14 protein-coding genes and 1 riboswitch are annotated in these 23278 nt (G+C 46.0%); of the genes, 3 read left to right on the top strand and 11 right to left on the bottom strand.

The genetic code is table 11. From position 1 onward, the window contains the following. Window positions 1-89: 89 nt before the first annotated feature. Window positions 90-1715: an ABC-F family ATP-binding cassette domain-containing protein gene (locus tag NST74_RS25810; protein ID WP_042131056.1), complete on the bottom strand. Its 1626-nt coding sequence runs from the start codon at window positions 1713-1715 to the stop codon at window positions 90-92. Window positions 1716-1871: 156 nt separating this feature from the next. Continuing rightward, window positions 1872-2837, bottom strand: coding sequence for an MBL fold metallo-hydrolase (locus NST74_RS25815; protein WP_341115159.1), 966 nt, complete (start codon window positions 2835-2837; stop codon window positions 1872-1874). Between the two features lie 243 nt (window positions 2838-3080). On the opposite strand from NST74_RS25815, the gene NST74_RS25820 reads away from it, so the two are divergent. Together NST74_RS25820 and NST74_RS25825 are read left to right on the top strand one after the other, a co-directional pair. Continuing rightward, window positions 3081-4217, top strand: a complete 1137-nt coding sequence (locus NST74_RS25820) for a virulence factor (protein WP_341115160.1) — start codon at window positions 3081-3083, stop codon at window positions 4215-4217. Window positions 4218-4320: 103 nt separating this feature from the next. After that, a riboswitch (Lysine riboswitch) is annotated at window positions 4321-4526 on the top strand. A 201-nt stretch (window positions 4527-4727) separates the two neighbouring features. Beyond that, window positions 4728-6206 (top strand): amino acid permease, encoded by a 1479-nt coding sequence (locus tag NST74_RS25825; protein WP_445254076.1) that lies wholly within the window; start codon window positions 4728-4730, stop codon window positions 6204-6206. Window positions 6207-6678: 472 nt separating this feature from the next. On the opposite strand, the gene NST74_RS25830 is transcribed toward NST74_RS25825, so the two are convergent. From NST74_RS25830 to xylA, 9 genes are all read right to left on the bottom strand, one after another. Then, window positions 6679-7818: a transglutaminase domain-containing protein gene (locus NST74_RS25830; protein ID WP_341115161.1), complete on the bottom strand. Its 1140-nt coding sequence runs from the start codon at window positions 7816-7818 to the stop codon at window positions 6679-6681. 140 nt (window positions 7819-7958) lie between these two features. Then, window positions 7959-10337 (bottom strand): glycoside hydrolase family 95 protein, encoded by a 2379-nt coding sequence (locus tag NST74_RS25835; RefSeq protein ID WP_445668158.1) that lies wholly within the window; start codon window positions 10335-10337, stop codon window positions 7959-7961. Between the two features lie 109 nt (window positions 10338-10446). After that, window positions 10447-12204 carry an ABC transporter substrate-binding protein gene (locus tag NST74_RS25840; RefSeq protein ID WP_339288158.1) on the bottom strand — a complete coding sequence of 586 codons (1758 nt, stop codon included), beginning with the start codon at window positions 12202-12204 and terminating at the stop codon, window positions 10447-10449. Between the two features lie 145 nt (window positions 12205-12349). Continuing rightward, on the bottom strand, window positions 12350-13255 hold the full coding sequence (locus NST74_RS25845; protein WP_339288159.1) for a carbohydrate ABC transporter permease: 906 nt from the start codon (window positions 13253-13255) through the stop codon (window positions 12350-12352). A 65-nt stretch (window positions 13256-13320) separates the two neighbouring features. Next, window positions 13321-14256: an ABC transporter permease gene (locus NST74_RS25850; protein WP_231574304.1), complete on the bottom strand. Its 936-nt coding sequence runs from the start codon at window positions 14254-14256 to the stop codon at window positions 13321-13323. A 643-nt stretch (window positions 14257-14899) separates the two neighbouring features. Continuing rightward, on the bottom strand, window positions 14900-16441 hold the full coding sequence (locus NST74_RS25855; RefSeq protein ID WP_341115166.1) for a response regulator transcription factor: 1542 nt from the start codon (window positions 16439-16441) through the stop codon (window positions 14900-14902). Next, entirely contained in the window at window positions 16438-18225 is a 1788-nt protein-coding gene (locus NST74_RS25860; RefSeq protein ID WP_339288162.1) for a sensor histidine kinase, read from the bottom strand. The genes NST74_RS25855 and NST74_RS25860 overlap by 4 nt, the downstream gene beginning before the upstream one ends. Window positions 18226-18432: 207 nt before the next feature. Then, window positions 18433-19929, bottom strand: a complete 1497-nt coding sequence (xylB, locus tag NST74_RS25865) for a xylulokinase (protein ID WP_339288164.1) — start codon at window positions 19927-19929, stop codon at window positions 18433-18435. A 337-nt stretch (window positions 19930-20266) separates the two neighbouring features. Continuing rightward, a complete protein-coding gene (xylA, locus tag NST74_RS25870) occupies window positions 20267-21583 on the bottom strand; it encodes a xylose isomerase (protein ID WP_042131068.1) in 1317 nt (438 codons plus the stop codon). Between the two features lie 377 nt (window positions 21584-21960). On the opposite strand from xylA, the gene NST74_RS25875 reads away from it, so the two are divergent. Further along, window positions 21961-23121, top strand: coding sequence for an ROK family transcriptional regulator (locus NST74_RS25875; protein ID WP_341115171.1), 1161 nt, complete (start codon window positions 21961-21963; stop codon window positions 23119-23121). Window positions 23122-23278: the final 157 nt, after the last annotated feature.

A 23278-nucleotide genomic window follows, 5' to 3' on the forward strand; every position in this document is an offset into this window, starting at 1 on the left:
AAATTGAAATTATAAAGACAGCTACTCTAATCCTATAAGGATTAGAGTAGCTGCTTAACGGGTTCCTTCCGCTTAGCGGAAGGCAAATATTATACTTCTACAGGATACATGCGTTGGCGCATTTCCTTAATTTCAGGATTCTCCAAATACTCATCGTAAGTCATCGTGCGATCAATTACACCTGTAGGTGTGATTTCGATGATACGGTTAGCAATGGTTTGGATGAACTGATGGTCATGGGAAGTAAAGAGAATAGTCCCGTCGAAATCGATCAGTCCGTTGTTCAGTGCCGTAATGGATTCCAGATCCAAGTGATTGGTAGGTTCATCGAATACAAGCACGTTCGCACCGTTCAGCATCATCTTCGCCAACATACAGCGAACCTTCTCGCCCCCGGACAGTACACTTGCTTTCTTCAGTGCTTCTTCTCCGGCAAACAGCATCCGTCCAAGGAATCCACGCAGGAACGTCTCATCCTGATCTTTAGAATACTGACGCAGCCATTCTACGAGATTCAAGTCCACGCCATCGAAATAGCTGGAGTTGTCTTTCGGGAAATAAGCTTGAGTTGTAGTGACTCCCCATGCATATTCACCCGCATCCGCTTCTTGCTCGCCCATGATCACATCAAACAGAAGTGATTTAGGCTGAGAGTAAGGGCCCACGAAAGCAATCTTATCGCCTTTGTTAACTACAAAGCTGATTTCATCAAGAACCTTCTCACCTTCAACCGATTTGGTCAAGCCGCTGATCGTCAGCAGCTGCTTACCTGCTTCACGTTCAGGTTTGAAGTTGAGGAACGGATATTTACGGTTGGATGGACGAATGTCATCCAGTGTAATTTTCTCGAGTTGTTTCTTACGAGAAGTTGCCTGTTTAGACTTGGAAGCATTGGCCGAGAAACGCTGGATAAAGGCTTGCAGTTCCTTGATCTTGTCTTCCTTCTTCTTGTTCGAATCACGCTGCAAAGCTTGAGCAAGCTGACTGGACTCGTACCAGAAGTCGTAGTTACCAACGTACATCTGAATTTTGCCAAAATCAATATCCGCAATATGCGTACATACTTTGTTCAAGAAGTGACGGTCATGGGATACGACGATAACAGTACCTTCATAATCCATGAGGAAGTTCTCTAACCAGCCAATGGATTCGAGATCCAAATGGTTGGTAGGCTCATCGAGCAGGAGGTTATTTGGACGGCCAAACAAGGCTTGTGCCAAGAGTACCCGTACCTTCTCATTGCCGCTCAGTTCGGCCATTTTCTTATCATGCAGTTCACGCATAATGCCAAGACCGATCAACATAGCCGCCGCATCCGGCTCTGCATCCCAGCCATTAAGTTCTGCAAATTCGCCTTCTAGCTCACCGGCACGTAGACCATCTGCTTCCGTGAAATCAGACTTCGCATAAAGCGCGTCCTTTTCTTTCATGATTTCATAAAGACGAGTGTGACCCATAATAACTGTTTCAAGTACTGGGAATTCATCGTACTCGAAATGGTTCTGCTTCAGAACTGCAAGGCGTTCACCTGGTGTTATATGAACATCACCCGTGTTCGCTTCAATCTCCCCGGACAGAATTTTCAGAAAGGTTGATTTACCAGCACCATTGGCACCAATCAAACCATAGCAGTTACCAGGGGTGAATTTTATGTTTACATCTTCGAAGAGAGCGCGTTTTCCGTAGCGGAGTGTTACGCCGCTTGTGCTAATCATTACGCATTACCATCCTTTTCACTTTAGGGTTTCGGCTCATTATAGCATAAAATCAGTGCAAAAATCCCATGAAATAGGCATTTAAGCTGATCTCTCTCCTACGAAACTTATTCCAACTGTTTTACGACGGCAACTTTCAAGGAGGAAATTTTTCAATTATTGTCCAGATGTGCGATTCTCCGATTGTACAACCAGTGTTTCTCCATAACTGAGCGTACGAATTCGGTTCTCAGAAATCCCGTGTTTAACTCGGGCGCTTTCCATGCGATCCAATGCTTCCCGGGCGGTATCATCAGCAAGTCTGAAGGTACCATAATGCATCGGAATCATGGTCTCTGCTCCTACATCTAGGAAGGCTTGTATCGCCTCCTCTGGATTCACATGCTGAGAGGTCATGAACCACTCCGGTTCATAGGCCCCAATCGGCATAAGCGCGATATCAATCTTATAACGGTTTCCGATCTCCTTAAAACCTGGAAAATACCCGCTGTCCCCAGCGAAATAAAGGTTCGGAGAAAGCCTCTTGTTCTCAGACTCGGCGGGCTCCAAGATATACCCACCCCAATGAGAAGTATTCGTATCCCAAGGCGTTCTCCGCGTCCAGTGCTGGGTAGGTACAAAAGCAAGCTTGATTTTCCCTAGCTTAATCTCCTGCCACCACTCCATTTCCATACAGTTGCGGAACCCTTTGCGAAGCATTTTTCGCTTCAGACCTACAGGAACTACAAGCGTCGTCCCTGCCCGATATAATTTGCGGATAGAGGCTATGTGTAAGTGATCATAATGAGAGTGCGAAATCAAAATCAGATCAATCGGCGGCACTTCACTAAGCGGAATCCCAGGTTGTCCCAATCTTTTCTCAAAGCCTAGCCTTCTTGCCCAGATGGGATCTGTAATGATATTCATCCCCTCATATTGAAGGAAAAATGTTGAATGCCCAATCCACGTAATGGTAGACTCCAAACTATTCTCCGACAGATAAGATAATTCGGGCGGCGTATTTGGCACAACATATGAATAGTCCTTCTTCTTGCGACGACGCTCCTCACGCCACTGGCGAAATTCTTTTAGTGTTTTATCTGTACTTACATTGTCGACATTATGGTAACGAGTTCTAGGCATAAAACACCTCTTCTACAGAGTTTGCCGCGCAATCCTAGCTTTAGCGAATATACTACAACTATATTGAACAGCAGCGCATTTTGCAAAATATACAAATAGCATAAGAAAGGTTCGCCCTTTTATTCATCGCATTGCAGAACTTAGTGAAATAAATAGAAGTGTTATTTTGTGTTTCACGCCAGAAATGAGATAATATGTGTATAAAGTATGACGGTCCATATACCGTTCAAGGGGGAGCTACGTATGAAGATTACATTTATTGAACCGACTCCTAGTCCAAATACGATGAAGCTTCATTTGGACGAAAGTTTAGAACCCGGAATTCGCAGAACCTATACGCCAGAAAGCGAGCGTTCCGCACCTGCTTGGGCACGTGAAATGTTAACGATACCGGGCGTTACTAGCATTTATCATGCTGCTGACTTCGCAGCACTTGAGCGCAAAGGCAACGCCGATTGGGCAGCCATTCTTAGAGAAGTTCAAAGCCGCTTCGGGAGTAGTGACGGATTGACCGGAGATTGGAGCCTAGCTGACGAGGATGCCGGTGCGCATTTTGGGGAAGCACAAGTCTTCGTCCAAATGTTCCGCGGAATACCGATGCAAATCCGAGTAAAAACGGGCGCGAATGAGGAGCGCATATCCTTAGCGAACCGCTTCACGAAAGCGGTTATGGATGTAGCCAGCGCCGTAATGATCAAAGAGCGCAAGCTCACCGATTACGGCGTTCGTTATGGCGAGCCCGCGGACATTGCGCGCGAGGTCGAGCAAGAGATCGAAGCGGCGTATCCGCAGGAACGCCTCGACTCCCTCGTGCAGCAAGCCATTGCGCACGGAGCCGAAGGCGAGTTCGTCGAGCAGAGACGAACTCGCACTCAGGATGAGCTGCTGCGAGACCTGAAGCATGAGGATTGGCGCGTGCGCTACGCCGCGCTAGAGGATCTTACGCCGACGGCGGAGCTCCTGCCGGAGCTAAAGGCGGCGCTACACGATCCCAAGCTGCATATTCGCAGGCTTGCGGTCGTGTATCTAGGCGACCTTCGCACGCCCGAGGCGATGGAGCTGCTCTATGAGGCGATGGCAGACAGTGCGCCAGCGGTAAGACGTACGGCTGGCGATACCCTGTCCGACATCGGCGATCCTGCCGCCACGCCAGTGATGACGGCGGCACTAACGGATAAGAGCAAGCTTGTCCGCTGGCGCGCGGCTCGTTTCCTTTATGAAGTCGGCACATCCGAAGCTCAAGACGCGCTCACACTTGCTGCGGATGATCCAGAGTTCGAGGTTGGACTTCAGGCTAAGATGGCTTTGGAGCGCATCGCCTCAGGTCAAGCTGCAGCGGGCACCGTCTGGCAGCAGATGTCAGAACGCCGTCGCAATTAACAGCGAAGTACCTGATTTTGTCATTGCTTTGAGATGTAAACTTGCTTTATACTAATTCCTGTTGTTTATAAATGAATGAAGTAAAGATAGCCTCGTCATACTAGGATGAGGTAGAGGTCGCGGATATAAAGAGTACGCGTGTGGAGACGTTAGAGCCGTCTATGAATCACGCCGAAAGGAATATCTGCCGAAGCTTGCGCTGTAGCTCTTACAGCGGTGCAGGCTGGGGCCGTTGCCGAAAGGCACGGAACTGTCACATTGTAGAGCCTGCGTAAGTAGCAGACTGCAGTGTGTTGCGCTATCTTCACAGGGAGTATGATGCGGAGCTGTATAGATGGAGGCCGCAGACATAGTTTGCGGCTTCTTTGCGTTTACAGAATTTGTATGTTTCGTACATTCATCCATAACCTTCTGGAAATCACGAAGTATACCTCCCGCCTTGCGGGAGTCAGCAGCTCAGCACTCCCCGTTCATGAACAGTAAGATTAGATCATAAGGAGTGTCATATTCATGCAGGGCAATCAGCAAAACCCAGCGCAAGGCAACATGAATCAGCCTGCGCTAAAAAAATCATTCAAAGCAAGACATTTGACCATGATCGCGCTTGGCGGATCTATTGGTACGGGTCTGTTTCTAGCCAGTGGCGGCGCGATCGCTTCAGCAGGACCTGGTGGAGCGCTTCTAGCTTATACGGCAGTGGGTGTAATGGTTTATTTTCTCATGACTAGTCTTGGGGAGCTCGCCACCTATTTACCGGACTCCGGGTCTTTCAGTACCTACGGTACTCGTTTCGTCAGTCCCGCCTTTGGCTTCGCCATCGGGTGGAACTTCTGGTATAACTGGGCGGTTACGATTGCAGCAGAGCTATCGGCGGCTACCGTCATCATTAAATATTGGTTCCCGGACAGTCCTTCCTTTCTCTGGAGTCTGGTGTTCCTACTGCTGATGTTCGGCCTTAATTTCCTATCTGCTCGTGGCTACGGGGAATCAGAATATTGGTTTGCCATTATCAAAATCATTACCGTTATCGCCTTTCTCGTTGTCGGGGTCCTCATGATATTCGGCATTATGGGTGGAGAAGCCGTAGGCTTCAGTAACTTCCAAATCGGGGGCAGCTCCTTCCACGGTGGTTTCTTCGCCTTCGTCGGAGTCTTTATGGCAGCCGGATTCTCGTTCCAGGGTACCGAGCTAATCGGCGTTGCTGCTGGTGAGAGCGAGAACCCACGCCGCAACGTTCCAATAGCGATCCGCCAAGTATTCTGGCGTATATTAATCTTTTATATCCTTGCTATATTTGTAATCGGAATGTTGATTCCTTATACGAATCCAGATCTTCTGCGCGGGGGTATCGATGATATCGGAGTCAGTCCGTTTACGATCGTGTTCAATAAGGCAGGGCTTGCAATTGCTGCATCCGTAATGAATGCTGTCATTCTAAGCTCTGTATTATCAGCCGGGAACTCCGGGATGTACGCCTCTACCCGTGTCCTGTATGCAATGGCTAAGGATGGCATGGCTCCGCGTGCACTGGGCAAGCTCAATCGCCGTGGTGTCCCTGTTGGCGCTTTGCTAGTAACTACGGCTGTCGGAATGCTCGCCTTTCTCGCTTCATTCTTTGGTGACGGAGCCGTATATAACTGGCTACTGAACGCCTCTGGTATGTGCGGATTTATTAACTGGTTGGGTATTGCGGTCTGCCATTACCGTTTCAGACGTGCTTTTATAGCACAAGGGCATTCGCTAGATGAACTACCTTACCGAGCTAGATGGTTCCCATTCGGTCCTATCTTTGCCTTAGGACTTTGTATTGTAGCTATCCTCGGTCAGAATATGGGCGCCTTCTCAGGCGGAAATATCGACTGGTATGGTATCGCCGTTTCCTATATCAGCTTGCCGCTGTTTGTCTTGATCTGGGTCGGCTATCGCTGGTTCCGGAAGAGTAATATTATTCCTTTAGATAAATGCGACCTAAGTACTCACCCAGAATAAATAGACCCGGTAAAAGTGGGTGTCTCAAAAGTAACTTTGGGCAACCTGAGTGGTAAAATATTGTTAAAATGCAAATAAAGGAGCTAAGCAGTCTGTAGACGCTTAGCTCCTTTATTTTTGGCTTTCCCTGCAGCTAAGCTAGGTGAGAGGAATTAGGGAAAATCTCCCTAGCAATAGATGGAAAGCTCTTTATTTGAATGCAATTAGGGAATTACTCCCTAATAATTGAGTGAATTATATATATTTACCACCAAATAGGATGAATTTCAGGGAGGAATTCCCTGATTATTAGTCTTAAGAGCTAAAATCGCTGAATTTTAGGGACATTTTCCCTAATTGTTAATCGGTGGTAATCCAGTTTGTAGGCATTAATGAAGTAACACACAAAGAGACTTACAAACAAGAACCATTAAAAGTCAAGGAATATCCCGTAGCCATTTAGACTTATGGGATGTCCTTTTTTGTTATCCTTCTATTCCCAAGTCACAAACACTTTGAGATCACCCGTATTGTCAAAAGCAGAACTGGAGTAAGATACATCCTCTAATCCAAGCTTATATAGCTCCTGCAGGTCATTCTTAAGCTTGGTCCCACTCCCTTGATAACGGAATAATATAGACACCTCACCGGAGGCAATTGCCTTATTCGCTAGCCGAGTCAGATCTCCTACCGAACGTACAATTAGCTCCTCGGCATATAGCTCATAATTGAGATCCTTCTGAAGCTGTTTATAGACAGCCGCATTCTGTCCCCCACGTTCCACAAGCACAGACAAGGTCTTATGATAACCTACAGAAGCTGCCGGATAAGACTTCGTCCAGCTATGGTCCTGACGCATCTGGACATCCGTTCTCAAGTAGTATGCTGTGCTAACCACACCTGCCTTATCAGGTGTCGGGTCATCCCAAGTTGTGTCGAGATGATACCACCGTCCATCTAACAGCACAAGATTCCAGGCATGCAACTGGCTGCGTCCTCCAGGCTGTTTGGCTGTACCCTCAACGATTTTATTCGTGAATCCAGCCTCCTTTAACAGCTTATAGGTCAACAGCGAATACCCTTGGCAAACGGCGCTGCCACTCTTCAATCCTTCATAAGCTGTGTACTTGCGATATGAGGTATCATACTTCAGATGAAGCACAACCCAGTCGTGGATAGCCTTCACCTTCTGATGATCGTTCATGCCCGGCGTTATGATCTTCTTCAGCGCAGCCTTCACTTCTTTGTTCACAAAAGCCGTCTGCTCCAACGTCTCCAAATATTTCACTTCCACCGTAACTTTTACAGAGCTTGCGCTTCCTCGATAAGTATATCCGTAGCTGTCTATAATGTAATACAAATAAGGGTCACTAGCCATCGCTTGATCCAGGGCCGCTTGTATTTTCGTTTTCAAATTTGAAGCTTTGCTCTCATAAGTAAAAGTAATGGTCTCTCTACGGTTGTTCATTGCACCCGTTAGCTTCTGCGCTACTTCGTTTACAGAACGAAGGGTGGGTGAACTCGAAGCCGCATAAGCATGACCCCAGCCCCAATAAATCATTGGTGGAATAGCAGCGAATATAATCACTCCTCCCAGAATGATCTTTACTAGTGTAAAGCGTTTTTTCCACATATATATTCCGTTCCTCCGGCTCCTATAGACTTATAATGAACCCTACCATTTAATAGATAATGAGCGTTTAGGCAAAAAAAGACTGCTCCCTGTAGAATAATTCTACTCTGAGAACAGCCTATATGCTAGAAGGATATGTTTTATTCGCTTTGCGGTGTAATGATGTAGGTCTCTCCTATTACAGTTTCAAATTCCATCTCTAGCCCTATTCGTGAACCACCAGAACTTTGAATGAGCAAAGGCTGACGACTATAAATCCTGCACAGTTGTCCATGAGTCGAGGTCAGTTCTGCCTTCTTTAAGCGCCCCTCACGCCATTCTATATTTGTGATAAAGCCGCCTCGGGCTACCAACCCTTTCACACTACCGTCAGACCATCCTTCTGGAAGAGCAGGCAATAATTCAAGCCCTTCCTGATGACTCTGCAAGAGCATCTCAGCAATCCCGGCTGTAGTTCCGAAGTTACCGTCAATCTGAAATGGAGGGTGATTACCGAATAAATTGGGCAGACTTGAATCGTGCAAAATACGACGTAAACAGCTATATGCACTCTCTCCATCCTTCAAACGTGCATATAGATTAAGTAGCCAGGCTGCACTCCAGCCCGTATGACCACCCCCGCCTTCCAAGCGCTTCTTAAGCGATAACGCTGCCGCCTCTGCTAGCTCTGGTGTGGAGGAAGGACTAATTACATTCCCGGGATATAAATCATACAAATGAGAGACATGGCGGTGCCCAGGCTCTTGTTCAGCAAAATCCTCATTCCATTCACGAATACGTCCGTCCGGTGCAATCCCCGGGTGGGCAAACAGCTTTTGCATCTGCATGAGCTCTAGACGCAGTTCGTCATCGGTATTCAAAATCTCAGCAGCCTGAATACAATGCTCGAACAACTCCGCGATCATCGATAAATCCATAGCTGAGCCAGCTGAAACACTGCATGGCGTGCCATCAGCAGTCAAGAATACATTCTCCGGTGAGGTAGACAGACCCGTTGTCCACCTTCCATCAGGCAGCTCTACCAGCCAATCCAGACAAAATAATGAGGCTCCCCTTAACAAAGGATAAGCTGTGTTTCGCAAATATTCCTCATCTGGACGGAAAGCGTAACGCTCCCACAAATGGCGAGAGAGCCAAACGCCTCCCATTGGCCAAAATGCCCACATCGCCTTGCCGTCTGACGGAGACGTCATACGCCATAAATCTGTATTATGATGCACCGTCCAGCCACGCGCGCCATAATGAACATTTGCTGTACGGCTGCCAGCCACACTAAGCTCCGTAATAAAATCGATTAGAGGTTCATGGCATTCCCCCAGACCGCATAACTCGGCAGGCCAATAATTCATTTCAGTATTTATATTAGTAGTATAATTGCTGTTCCATGGCGGCTGAAGATAAGGATTCCAAATCCCTTGCAGATTCAGAGCTTGCGTTCCCGGCCGTGAGCCAGCAATCATCAGGTAGCGGCCATACTGGAACAGCAGCGCTTCTAGCGCAGAATCTGCTTGACCTTCGCGGTACCGTGTCAGTCGCTCATCCGTGGGAAGCTCTATTTCGGAGGAAACTGGTGCAAGCGTTAACTCCACGCGCCGGAATAAGGACTGATGGTCCTCCAGATGGCGCTGCTTCAGCTCTGCATATTCAGTAGAGGATATAGCCAGTTGTTCTAGGCACATCTCCGAAGGCAGCTTACCGCCGCTTCCTGGCTTCCGGTCATACCCGGCAAAATCGGTTGCTGCAGCCAGACGGATGGTAATGGAGCGAGCACCTGTAACCGACAACATGCCGTTCGCTGCTGCACAATTACCGCCATCTGTACGGATTTTCAATCCCGCTGCGAAGCTTATGCCAAGGCCTTCTTCGTATAACACAGCACGTGGATGATCCCCTGCATAATTATCAGCCACATGCGATGGGGCACGGCCAGCCATGATCAGCATGCCGTCCGAAGTTAGCTCCGAGCAGAAAGGATGCGGCGAAGTTAGCTCCACCGAGAAATCAGGTAGAACTCCCCGCCCTTCTCTCCCTTCTGCACGAATATGAATAGCTATAAGTTCATCCGGCCTGCTGGCCAGCACTTCTCGCACAATCCTTACGTCCCCTGTCGTATAGGATACAGTAGCCAGCCCCTGAACCAAATCAAGCCCCCTCCGGTAATTCTCTACAGGACCCGCAAGATTGAACTTCATTCGCAAATCCCCGAGCGGTTGATAGGATTCGGTCCGTCTGCCTAACATCTTGGCTTCCACCAGCGCTTCTGCTTCCTTGTATTTCCCCTCCGCCACTAATTGCTTAGCCGGACCCAAATGACGTAGCGCCTCATAATTTGCTGTATCCCGCGGAAAGCCCGACCATAAGGTGTCCTCATTAAGTTGAATTAGCTCTTCTTCCGCTCCGCCAAAGATCATGCCGCCTAGTCTGCCGTTACCCACGGGCAGTGCCTCTTCCCAAACAGCTGCCGGCTGCTTGTACCAAAGCTCATCCCTTCCAGTATTTTTGCTCTCTCCCACGTACATTCCTCCTATCCTATAATTATAGATGAAAAGAAATCGGCGGGAAGCCCGGACTTTCGTTCGGACTTCCCGCCATCTACTTGCTTCTATTGTATTAGCCTTGAATTAGCAATTAATCATTCCAAAGCTTCACGCGTTGTTTAACCAGCTCTTCACGCATATCTTCAGCTTTCGTTACACCGGCTTTATCCAGTTCAGCCATGTAAGTATCCCAAACTTTATCGAAATCAGCTGGTTTGGACAAGATGGCTTCAGGAATACGTTTCCAAGTGATGTCTTTCAGCTTGTTGTCAAGAACAACAATTTCGCTATCCCCAGGAATGGTGATGTTCCAAGCTGCGCCCCAAGGCTTAACTTTGAATTCATCTTCGCTTGGGAAAAGATCTTTCCATGTTGTTGCTTTATAAGCTGCAAGTGTTTCTTTTTCTACAGCATTGTAACCTACGGTTACTTGTTCAGGGAAACGGGTTGTGTAGTAGTTACCAGTAGGGTCTAATACACCATCGCCATAGTGAGCACTAAGCAATGCGTAGTTTGATCCGACATTACCTAAACCAGTTTCCTTTTGGAAGTTGGTTGTGTCATTATATTTACGGTTGTTTACATCTTCAGGAATGACGCGTTTGCCATCTACAACGTTGTAGTGCTTGCCTTCAATACCCCAGTTAATCAATACTTGACCCTCATCGGAAGCGAGGTAGTCCAAGAACTTAATCGCACGAACCGGATCTTTAGCATCTACACTGATCCCGACTCCGCTACCGCCCATGAAGCCTGTTGGCCAGAAGGAAGCTTCTTTGTACTCCTCAGACAAGGTTACTGGATAGTGTCCATATCCTTGATCCAGCTTACCTTCCGCTTTTAAAGCTCTTTCTCCATCGCCATAACCCCAGTCTTGGTCAATCAGGCCGATAACACGGCCGGTAGCGATTTTTGCTTTATATTGGTCATACTTTTGAACGAAGCTTTCTGGATCAAGCAATCCAATATCGTTCATATGGTTGAGCCAACGGAAATATTCTTTTTCAGCAGGACGACGGAAGTGGTATGTTACTTCTTGTGTATCGATATCAATTGCATATTCACCATCGTCAGGGGAACCCGTAGTAATAAACGCTGGGTTGGTTACTGTGATGTACATGTACCAATCGTCTGCATTCAACGTTAAACCAATGTTTTTGTTACCATTTTCATCTGTAGGGTGTTTTTCAAGGTATGACTTGATTACATTCTCATAATCTTGAACGGTTTTAATTTCTGGGTATCCAGCTTCTTTAACCGCTCGGTGCTGTAGCTCGAATCCACCGCCTGCATCAAAATATTTATTATCTACACCTGCATAAGTAGGAATTGCATAAATGGCATGGTCATCATCACTATAACGAGAGCGTTTCATACCTTCTTCGCCCAATACTTTTTTGATGTTCGGAGCATATTTTTCAATCAGATCTGTAAGATCTAGCATGGCACCTGCATCTACCAGCTTACTCACGTCAGTCTTGGCACTGATCAGATCCGGATAATCACCGCTCGCTGCGATCAGCGCTACTTTTTGAGCAGGGTCACCAACCGCGTACTCAGCATTCAAGGTTACGCCTGTTTTTTCTGTGATTACTTTACCTACTTCATCTTGCATACCCGTCCAGTTTGGGTTAGGGTCAGCACTAAAGAAAGTCATCGTGAGCGGAGAAGTATCTTCAACCGCATTGGCCGCATTGGACGAATTCCCCTTATTTGTTGCATTTCCAGCTGCATCTCCAGCTGCGTTATTCCCGTTGTTGCCACCACAACCTGCGAGCATACCGAGCATCATAATAGAAGTGAGTGTAAGTGCAGTTGCTTTAGCTTTTATTTTTCTATTATTCCCCATTAATAAACCCTCCTTAAAATTGTTTATCTATCGTATCACAGATAAAACCTGTTAATACTCATTACAAAACTTACCAAGTATAAAGAAAACGGATACATAATACTCTTAAAACTTAGGGGAGACTATGCTCCCCTATAAGCTGTGATTAGCTCTTCACAGCGCCAAGTGTCATCCCTTGAACAAAGTACTTCTGAATGAACGGATAAACCAGCAATATTGGCACGGTTACGACAATCGTAATCGCCATTTTGATAGACTCTGGCGAAACCTGATTCGATGCTAGAGAAGCAATGTTGGAGCGGTAATCTCCACCATTCCCACTGGTTGTACTCTGCAGAACCTTCATCAGTTCATATTGCAGTGTAGTCAAATGTGGACTTGAACCATTATACAAATACGTATCAAACCATGCATTCCATTGACCTACCGCTAGGAACAGCGCGATCGTTGCCAGCGCCGGCTTCATCAGCGGAAGGATGACACGCCAGTAGATAGTAAAGTCATTCGCTCCATCCAGCTTCGCTGATTCCTGCAGTGCATAAGGCAGACCATCAATGAAGGAGCGGATAACGAAGACGTTAAAGGCACTAACCAGTCCAGGTAATACATAGACTGCAAAGCTGTTCATCATATGGAGATCCTTGATCAGCATGTATATTGGAATCATTCCTCCAGAGATATACATGGTCATCGCCAAGAATGTGGAGACGAACTTGCGGCCTGCAAAATCAGGACGGCTAATCGTAAACGCCAGCATCGAGGCACTGATCAGCCCGAACAAAGTACCGACGATTGTCCGCAAAGCGGAAATTTTGAACCCGGTGATCAGTCCTGAGAAACTGAAGATTTTCAAGTAATTGTCCCAGGTAAATTCCCGAGGATAAATGGTGATACCGCCGCGCACACTATCCACTGAATCATTCAGCGAGATCGCAAGCACGTTCAAAAACGGGTAGATCGTGATTACAACCACGAACAGGATTACAAAGTAAACAATGAAGTCAAAGATCCGGTCTGACCACGACTTTCCGGTGATAGCTGTGTTTCCCACTGTAACGCTCTCCTTTCAAGAAAAGGGCAATTTTGCTGCCACGATTGTTAGAAGGGCCCTCTGTGTTACAGAAGGCTCTCTTTAGTTGTACGTTTGAAGATTCCATTAATCGTAAACAGCAGGATTACACTGATCACTGAGTTGAATATATTGATCGCGGTACCGTAGGAATATCTCGCCATGCCTAGTCCATATTTCAGAGAATACAGATCCAACACTTGAGAATAGTCGGTAACGAGGTTGTTTCCAAGCAAGAATTGCTTCTCAAAGCCGATATTTAGCAAATTACCGATCGACATAATGAGTAGCACTGTAATCGTCGGGCGGATACCAGGAAGAGTAATATGCCATACCTGGCGGAGCCTGCTGGCACCGTCCACTCGAGCCGCTTCGTACAGTTCAGGTCCAATACCCGAGATGGCCGCAAGGTAGATGATCGCATTCCATCCGGTTTCTTTCCAAACATCAGATAATGTAACGATTCCCCAGAAGAGATGGCCCTGAGCCATGAACTGGATTGGCGAGTCTATAAATCCAATTGTTAACAAGAGATCGTTTACAAGACCATTTTCGCTAGATAACATTTTAGTTACAATTCCCGCTGCAACCACCCATGATACAAAGTGAGGCAAATACGAGACGGTCTGAGCAAATCGTTTAAAAAATCCAAGACGCAATTCATTGAGCAATATTGCAAATGTTATCGGAAAGATAAAACCTGCGATAAGGCCCATTCCGCTCATCGCCAGCGTGTTCCGTAGTGCCAGTAGGAATTGCGAATCGCTAAACAGTGTCTTAAAATGTTCGAAGCCTACCCATTCTTGTTCAAAAAAGCCGCGTGCGGGCTTGTACTTTTGAAACGCCATCGTCCAGCCCCATAATGGGAGATAACTGAAGACGAATGCCCAGATCACAAAGGGTATCGACATCATCCACAAATACTTTTGATTCTTAAAGCTTCTCCAAAACCGTCCTCCTGAAGCAGGCTTTTTGTTGCGCATTCGGGTGTCCGGCGGGATTTGAGCAGTTACTGTGTCCGCTTTCATAAAGCCCCTCCTCTCTATGTCATCATTCTAAATCTTTGTAAGCGATTGCAGTACCCTATAAATTCGACTTAAAATCAGGTGAAAATTAGAGATTTTTGTCCAGGGTGAATTCTCATTTCGGCTCATCGACACAGGGGGGGCTAATGCTGCTGACGTCTGCATTATTCTTTGGATTGAACTCCTAAAAACACTTTGCTTGCTGGATATTAGTCACTACGAGGAATATTTGAACTTCCGATCGCTGTTAATCCTCAGATTTCCTGATTTGAACCGCTTCTCGCAGTAGAAATCCGAGGATAGCATATGCTTTCGAAGCGAGCTTTTCTACGAAAAGCTTTCGGGCGAACGCTCCGCTTCTACAGTTCCAAATATTCCTCTTCGCTCCTTTACCAGCAGATGTTTAGAACCCTGATTCTAAAGAAAATGCATTAGCCTCCCACCCGCATAAGCTTAAGCAGGTGTCTATTTAACTACATTAATACTTCACCACGTACAATTGGTGGGAGTAGGGAAAACAAAAAAAAGACCCGTGGACTGAAGTTCAGAAAACCGCCTGAACTCAGCCACGGGTATAACAGACAAGAACACCACACCAACCTTAAATGCTTTTACGATAAGAAGTTGGTGAGATTCCTACATATTTACGGAACTTAGCGTTGAAATAATCGGGGTTCATATACCCAACCTTCTCGGCTACCTCATATACTTTCATTCCTTGCGTCAGAAACTCTTTCGCCTTCTCAATCCGCACTTTGTCCACGTACGTATTAAAGTATTCTCCTGTGGTGTTCTTAAACATCTTACCTAGATAAGCGCTGTTGTAGCAGAATAATTCGGATAAGGTCTCCAGCTTTAGGTTCTCATTGTAGCGGCGGTTGATGATCTCCGTGATCTTCTTAATTTCATTTCCGCGCCCACTGGTCATCTGACCCGCAATTTCTTCGAGAAATGAGACAGCCTGATCCTGCAAATCGGACAAATAATAACTTTGATAGAGTTCCCCTATTGGTGGGGAGTGCTCTGCTGCATAGGTACGAATTTCCGGATACGTAGGCTCCAGACGAGCCAAAACAGTACTAAGGAGTCTCACAAAGGTCTCTTTAATTCGCAATTCATCACTGCCCGCGGCTATAAGCTCAGCACAGATGGTCTGCACGATCGGTCGAATCGCGCTCAGACTTCCGGTTTCTACTGCAAGCAAAAGTCGGCTCTCCGTATCTTGCAGCTCTTCTGTCTCCTCCTTCATTCCCGTCAGAAATCCTGAAGCATCTGCACTGATGATAATCCCCTTCTTGAAGAAGAAAGCGCGTCTTGATAGCTCCCGTGCTATACTCAATGATTCTCCCGCCAGTTCAGGTCGGGATACTACTCCCCCCGCTACTGCAATGAAGTCGTATTCCATTTTTACTATCATATCTGATAATTCATTGTATAATTCTTCTCGTTTAATAGCACTCGGGTCCGGATCCTTCATTAGAACGCCCAGATACTGTGACCACGTAAAGAATGAAGCGTTAGGATGTTTACTAAAATGCTGCTCCATCACTGTTTTGATTTGCTGGAGACCCTCCTCATTGGCACCAGCTTTCTTTCTTAACTCAATGAGGATGACTTCATAATCCCCCTGTTCCAGTCCTAGCGCCTCCGCATGTCTGCTGAGGTCCGCGTCCGTTTCCTCCTCCGAAGTCGGCTGCAGCAGCGTTCGAAGTAATGCTTCCCTATTGCGGGCGGGCTCCTCCTCATTCCAGTCACTAAACCGCTGTTCCTGCTCAATCGTTTCGCGGAGCTGCTCCAGACATACAATCATCTCATCTTCATCGACTGGCTTCAGTAAATAACCGTCAATCCGAAAACCAATCGCCCGCTTAGCATATTCAAAATCCGCATGTCCACTTAGGATTAGCACATGGCTCTCTGAACCTTCATTACGAAGCTCACTGATCATTTCCAGACCATCCATTCCAGGCATGCGGATATCCGCTACTATAAGCTCCGGGTAGAAGGTATGATATTTTTCGATGGCTTGCAAGCCATTAGCTGCTGTTGCTACCACCGTATAACCGAGCTTCTCCCACGGGATCAGACTACGTAGCCCTTCCCGCAGCTTCGGTTCATCATCGACAATCATCACTTTTATCATAGTTTGTTGTCCTCCATTGGTATGCAGAAGAAAATTATCGTACCTACATTAGGTTTACTCTCAATCGTTAGCCCATATTCTGCGCCATAGGATAGCTTTAACCGGTCATGGACATTGCGAAGTCCAATCCGCTCGCCTTCACGCTCTTCTTGGCGCTCAAGTGTATTCAGTAATTCCTCCAGCTTATCGGGAGATATCCCTACCCCATTATCTGTAATCGTAAATTTCGCGTGATTTCCAGCTTGTACAACTTCCACCGTCACAAATGCACCTTCCATTTTATTATCCAGTCCGTGGATGACTGCATTCTCGACAAGCGGCTGAATAAGGAGTGGTGGCATATAGATAGACTCTACAGCCGGATCTATAATAAATTGATATTTCAATCTTTCTTCATAACGGAATTGCTGAATATCCAAGTAACAACGTACCACCTCTAATTCCTGACTCAGCAAAACATTACTCCGGCCTACCTCTAAGACACTTCGCATCATTTTACCTAAAAGACGCACCACACGGGCAATTTCCACTTGTCCCTTCATATGTGCTTCCATCCGAATCGCTTCTAGTGCATTGAACAAAAAATGCGGGTTAATCTGACTCGCCAGCATTTTGAATCGTATATCATTTTGCTTCTGCTCTAGCAGACTGTTTTGAGCATTGGATTCCTGTACTTCATACATCAGATCATTAATGCTGCGTACCATGGAATTGAATTGACGGGCTAACAGGGCGATTTCATCCTTGCCATCAATCTTCAATGTCGTATCAAAATCCCCAGTACTGACTCGGTTAATATGTCTGCTTAAATGCAGCAACCGTCGTGAAAACAATGAGGAGAAGCTATATATAATTAAAAAGGCCAATAGAACACTTATCGCAATGACAGTAATCGAAAGCTTAATGACTTGATTGGGTTCTTTAACTATACTTTCAATCGAAAAAACAGATATAATTCGTAGTGCATTTCGGCTGGCTTGTGGTTTAAGCTCCTCTATCACAATTTTAGAAGCTTCACCATCTACTACCGCTTCATAGCTTCCGCTTCCTTGACCCAAGAGGGTCGTGTCAAAGGAAACGTCCGCCAGCGTTTTGCCTGTCCGCTCTTTGCGGTTCGCTGCAATGATATTGTCCTGATCATCGACAATCATAGTATCAAAAGATTCTTGGCTTAGAATGGATGCAAGCTGCTGACTGTTCACATTAATAACGAGTACACCTATTTTGCTGGAGCCCTCCAGCTCAATTTTGCGAACAAGGCTTAAATAATTCCGCTTATCACGCTCATCTTCAATATATTCCCAACCGACAAGACTATCGTACCGCTGTGCTCTTTGATACCACTGGCTCTCTCTAATCTCCGCCGTTGGATTGATTAGCTCCCAGTTGTTAAGCAGCGTAGCATTATCAGTGTACAAGCGAATGTTGGATATTTCTTTATATAACCTTAGGTATTCACGCATATCTGAGTAATCCCGGTATGCTTCCACCACATCATAAGTGCTAACATACTGACGTACGGCAAGTTTTTTCAACCGTGCATCATAACTTAAACGATAGGCGATATCTTGAGATACACCAATGACTTCTTCCGTTCTTTTCTTTACCCTGTCTACGTTAATTGAAGCTTGCTCCAATGCACTCTTGAACGCCATGGTCCTCATTTCAATCGTAAGATATCCGCCTACCAGTAACACAGGAAGTAATGTAGTGAGTAAAAAAGCGAGCAACAGCTTATTGCGGATTTTGATGTCATTCAACAACTTTACCATCCATTGGAACATGGCCTTCCGCCCCCCGAAACCTTGACTATCTCATCCAGTGCTTAGCTCTGCCCTGATGATATCCCATACTTTACAGAAGTATAATGAAAACGGCAACAATTTTGAACATTACCTATCCACACACTCCTCCATAATTAAGCTGGTTATAAAAAGGTCCTCCGCCATATGCGAAAGACCTTTATCATCAGTTATAAATACAATGGCACTTTATTGGCGGTATGCAGCCAGCTTGTTATTCAGTTCACGAGTCTGACCGTAGACTTCCTGATAGAGGTTGAATAAACCGTCATAGATTGCCGCTTGCTTTGGATCTGGTGTATACACATCCGCAGGACGGATGAAGGCTTCTGCACATGCACTAAGGGATGCGAACCATCCGCTTCCATAAGCTGCCAACATCGCTGCTCCCATGGCCGGACCTTGCTCACTTTCAAGCTTCACGATGGATGCATTGAAAATATCTGCTTGCATCTGGAGCCATGCCTCATTTTTAGCCCCGCCGCCGATCGCAATGATTTCTGTAATTTCTTTGCCTGAATCACGTACAATCTCGATGGATTCACGTAACGAAAAGGTAATACCTTCTAATACGGAACGTGTAAAATGAGTCAATGTATGCCCTGAATCCATACCAATAAAGCTTCCGCGAATATTCGCATCTGGATGCGGTGTACGTTCTCCTACTATATAAGGTGTAAAGAGCAGTCCGCCGCTACCCGCTGGAATGGAAGACACTCCATTTAGCAATTCATCAAAGCTCTTGTCTGCCGCAAAGGTTTCTTTGAACCATGTAAGGCTATGACCCGCAGCTAGAGTAACACCCATGATATAGTAGGCATCCTTTTCACCATGGTTGAAGAAATGGACTTTACCTTCGAGATTTAAATCTTTGTTGCTCTCATAGGAAAGAACTACGCCAGATGTACCAATACTGCACATCGTCCGGCCTTCACCTAGAACCCCTGCTCCAAGTGCTCCACATGCATTATCCGCACCACCAGCAAATACCTTTGTTGATGATAAGAGACCAGATGCTTCAGCAATATCCGGCAATAACGTTCCTGTCTGTTCAAAGGACTCTACCAGTCTAGGACAAAGGGAAAGTGGCAGTTCAAAAGCTTCAGCAATTTCAGCACTCCACGTTTTAGAACCTACATCCAATAGAAGCGTTCCAGCAGCATCGGAATAATCCATCGCATAATCACCGGTCAACCGGAGACGCACATAGTCTTTTGGTAAAAGGAACTGGTACGCTTGTGATAATACCTCAGGCTCATTCTCTTGCACCCATAGAATTTTAGGAAGCGTGAAGCCTTCTAACGCACGGTTTCTAGCGACCTCAATAAGCTTTGCACCGAGCGTCTTCTCTATTCTTCTGCACTGTGCAGTAGTACGTGTATCATTCCAAAGAATGGCCGGACGAAGCACTTGACCTTCCTTATCCACTAGTACCAATCCGTGCATTTGCCCGGAGAAGCTAAGACCATCAACTTGCGATGGATCAATGCCCGATACTTCAATTAGGCGACGAAGGCTGACCAGCGTTCCTTTTACCCAGTCCTCTGGATTTTGTTCGCTCCAGTTCGGCTGTGGTCTGCTTAGCGGGTAGGATTCAGAGTGCTCAAAAGCCACCTTGCCTTGTGGGTCCACTAGCACAGTCTTCACTGCGCTAGTACCCAAATCTACACCTATAACGTATTTCATTTTTGACCTCCTAAAAGTTTTATGGAGCTTAGCTACTTGATTCTCTTCGAAATAAAACTTACTTCGTAAGCATCCTGCTTAGTTTTGTGAGCATAGGCTTCATTGAATTACTTCGAGCAAAACTTACTTCGTAAGCATCCACTTAGTTTTATGGAGCTTAGCTACTTGATTCTCTTCGCAATAAAACTTATTTCGTAAGCATCCTACTTAGTTTTGTGAGCGTTTCTAGAATTTCTTTGTACACAAAAGGGGCTGCCGAAGAATGCTCTCTTCAGCAACCCCCGTTGCATTTGTTCAAACTGGATTCAAAGCCTAAGCTTCAAGCTCCCTGTAAATCCTACTCAGCCAAAATGTATTGGTTAAGTGTAGCTCTCAAGTATTCTTGACGTCCGGATTGGTTAGGACGTGGGTTCTCATTGTTCAAAGCATATTCAGCCAAGGAAGCCAGTGTTGCTTTCCCGGATACGATATCCGCGCCAACACCTTCATTGAAGCTGCTGTAACGTTTTTCAACGAAATCTTCGAATACGCGATCTTCGATCAATTTAGCAGCTACTTTCAAGCCTTTTGCATAAGTATCCATACCAGCGATGTGTGCTAGGAACAAATCCTCAGGCTCGAAGGAAGGACGACGTACTTTAGAGTCAAAGTTGATTCCGCCTTTGCCAAGACCATCATTCTTGAGTACTTCATACAGTGTGAGTGTTGCATCGTAGATGTTAACTGGGAATTCATCCGTATCCCATCCGAGCAATGTATCACCTTGGTTAGCATCAAGCGATCCGAGCATACCATTGATACGAGCTACACGAAGCTCATGTTCAAAAGTATGACCAGCAAGTGTAGCATGGTTAGCTTCAAGGTTCAGCTTGAAGTGCTTGTCGAGGTTGTATTTTTGCAAGAATGAGATCGTTGTTGCTGCATCGAAATCATATTGATGTTTCGTAGGCTCTTTTGGTTTAGGCTCGATCAGGAATTGACCATCAAAGCCGATTTCCTTAGCGTAATCTACAGCCATGCTGAACAGACGAGCAATGTTATCTTGTTCAAGGCCCATATCTGTATTCAGCAACTCTTCGTAGCCTTCACGGCCACCCCAGAATACATAGTTGCTCGCGCCTAGACGTTTACCCACTTCCAGACCTTTCTTCACTTGTGCTGCTGCATGTGCGAATACATCAGCATTTGGAGTGGAGCCTGCACCGTGCATATAACGTGGGTTAGTGAACATATTAGCTGTATTCCACAGCAATTTCTTGCCGGAAGTCTTCATGCCTTGTTCAAGGATATCAACGATGGTATCGATGTTGCTGTAGAATTCACGCAAAGATGCGCCTTCTGGTGCGATGTCCACATCATGGAAGCAGAAGTAAGGCAGGTCCATCTTGTCCATAAATTCAAAAGCTGCTTCAGCGCGAGCCTTAGCTTTGTCCAGACCGTTCAATTTGTTCCAGCTACGAATAGCAGTTTCAGCGCCAAACGGATCGGAACCGCCAGCAGTTAATGTATGCCAATAAGCCATTGCAAATTTCAGATGTTCTTCCATAGTTTTGCCGGCTACGACTTCTTTAGGATTGTAGAATTTAAATGCAAAAGGGTTGGTGGAACGGCTTCCCTCGTAAGAGATTTTGTTCACTGTCTCAAAATAAGCCATTGTGTAATCCTCCTCAAATTGTACTTCGCCCGCAAGCGTTTACAAGATCATCTTAACACATCTTTCGGACTTTGTATATTGGTTAAACAAAGTTTTGTTTAAGTTTTTTTCGTCCATTTTTTGGAGCTTTGTCTAGCTTCCTCACTCCTCTTCCCAATTATAGGAGATCTATCTTGGAAAATTCCCTCTAGACGCTATGTATTGCAATTTCCAGCACATCACTCTAGACTAAGTGGCATACAACAAATGGGAACAATGACAAGCTAAAACGCCTTTAGCGTCCTTTTAAGGACGGTAAGCGTTTATGCGAGAATTATAAGGAGAAAGTATACCGTGAAGCTTATACTTTCTTATAATTTAAGAAGGATGTGTGATTTGTGAAGGTTACTGGAGACCAAGCGCTGGTCAAAAAAATAAATAAATCGATCGTACTACATACCATTCGAAGACACTCTCCACTCTCGCGCGCGAAGGTTTCAGAGATGACCGGATTGAATAAAGCTACTGTGTCCAATCTGGTAGCTGAGCTGTGCACGCAAGAATTGGTAACTGAAGTCGGACCTGGGGAATCAAGCGGCGGCCGTAAACCGTTAATGCTGCATTTCAACGCAATGGCTGGCAGTGTAATTGGCATAGAACTGCGGGTAAAGCAGCTAACAGCAGTCTTATGTGATCTGAGTGGGGGCATTCTTTACGAAAGCGATTTCCCCTTAGACAATCATGATCTCCCTTACGTACTGGAACAAATGAAGAAGCTTATCTCCGGCTTGATTGTCAGCGCTCCTGAATCGCCTTATGGCATCGTCGGTATCGGAGTAGGTGTCCCCGGCATGGTGGATGAAAATGGTGTTGTACTCTTTGCTCCCAACCTTGGCTGGGAAATGGTCGACCTGCGGGCGATACTGGAAGCTGAATTTTCTGTCCCAGTCACCATTGATAACGAAGCGAACGCAGGCGCACAGGGAGAACTCAACTTTGGCGCGGCAAGAGAGGTAAGGCATCTGCTTTACATCAGTGCGGGATCAGGGATCGGATCAGGAATTATTATTGGTGGAGAGCTTTACAAGGGTGCAAGAGGATATGCCGGTGAAACCGGACATATGACGATTGAAGCACAAGGCAAGCCTTGCAGTTGCGGCAGTCGTGGCTGCTGGGAGTTATATGCCTCTGAGAAAACCTATGATAATCCCGACCTCCCCCTCCCTGCCCATACTACGCCAGAGCTGGTTCGTTATGCGGCTGGGGGACAAGAAGACGCCCTTCATCACTTCTCAACGATGGGCGAATATCTCGGTATCGGGGTGACAAATCTAATCAATAGCTTCAACCCAGAGCTTATAGTAATCGGTGGAGCATTGTCTGAGGCTGAAGAATGGCTAGGTGAGCCGCTGCGCCGGGTTGTAGCTGAACGTACTCTTCCTTACCACAAGCAGCAACTCGAAATCACATTCTCTAAGCTCGGCAGCCGTGGAACGATGATCGGTGCAGGTTTCTCTGCCGTTATGCAATTCCTAGGCGACATTCGAGTGACCCTATAATTATTAGTTTGATGGATCAATTGTGTTCATTCACTGAACATCTTTATAGGCGAAAATTCATAAGACAAATAATTGACGTAAAATTGACGCATTTGAGTGAATCAAAAGTGCAGTAAAAGGAACAGAAATCCTATATAATAAAGGCTAAGCTAGTGTG

The organism is Paenibacillus sp. FSL F4-0125 (genome assembly GCF_038008565.1).
Lineage (GTDB): Bacteria > Bacillota > Bacilli > Paenibacillales > Paenibacillaceae > Paenibacillus_AQ.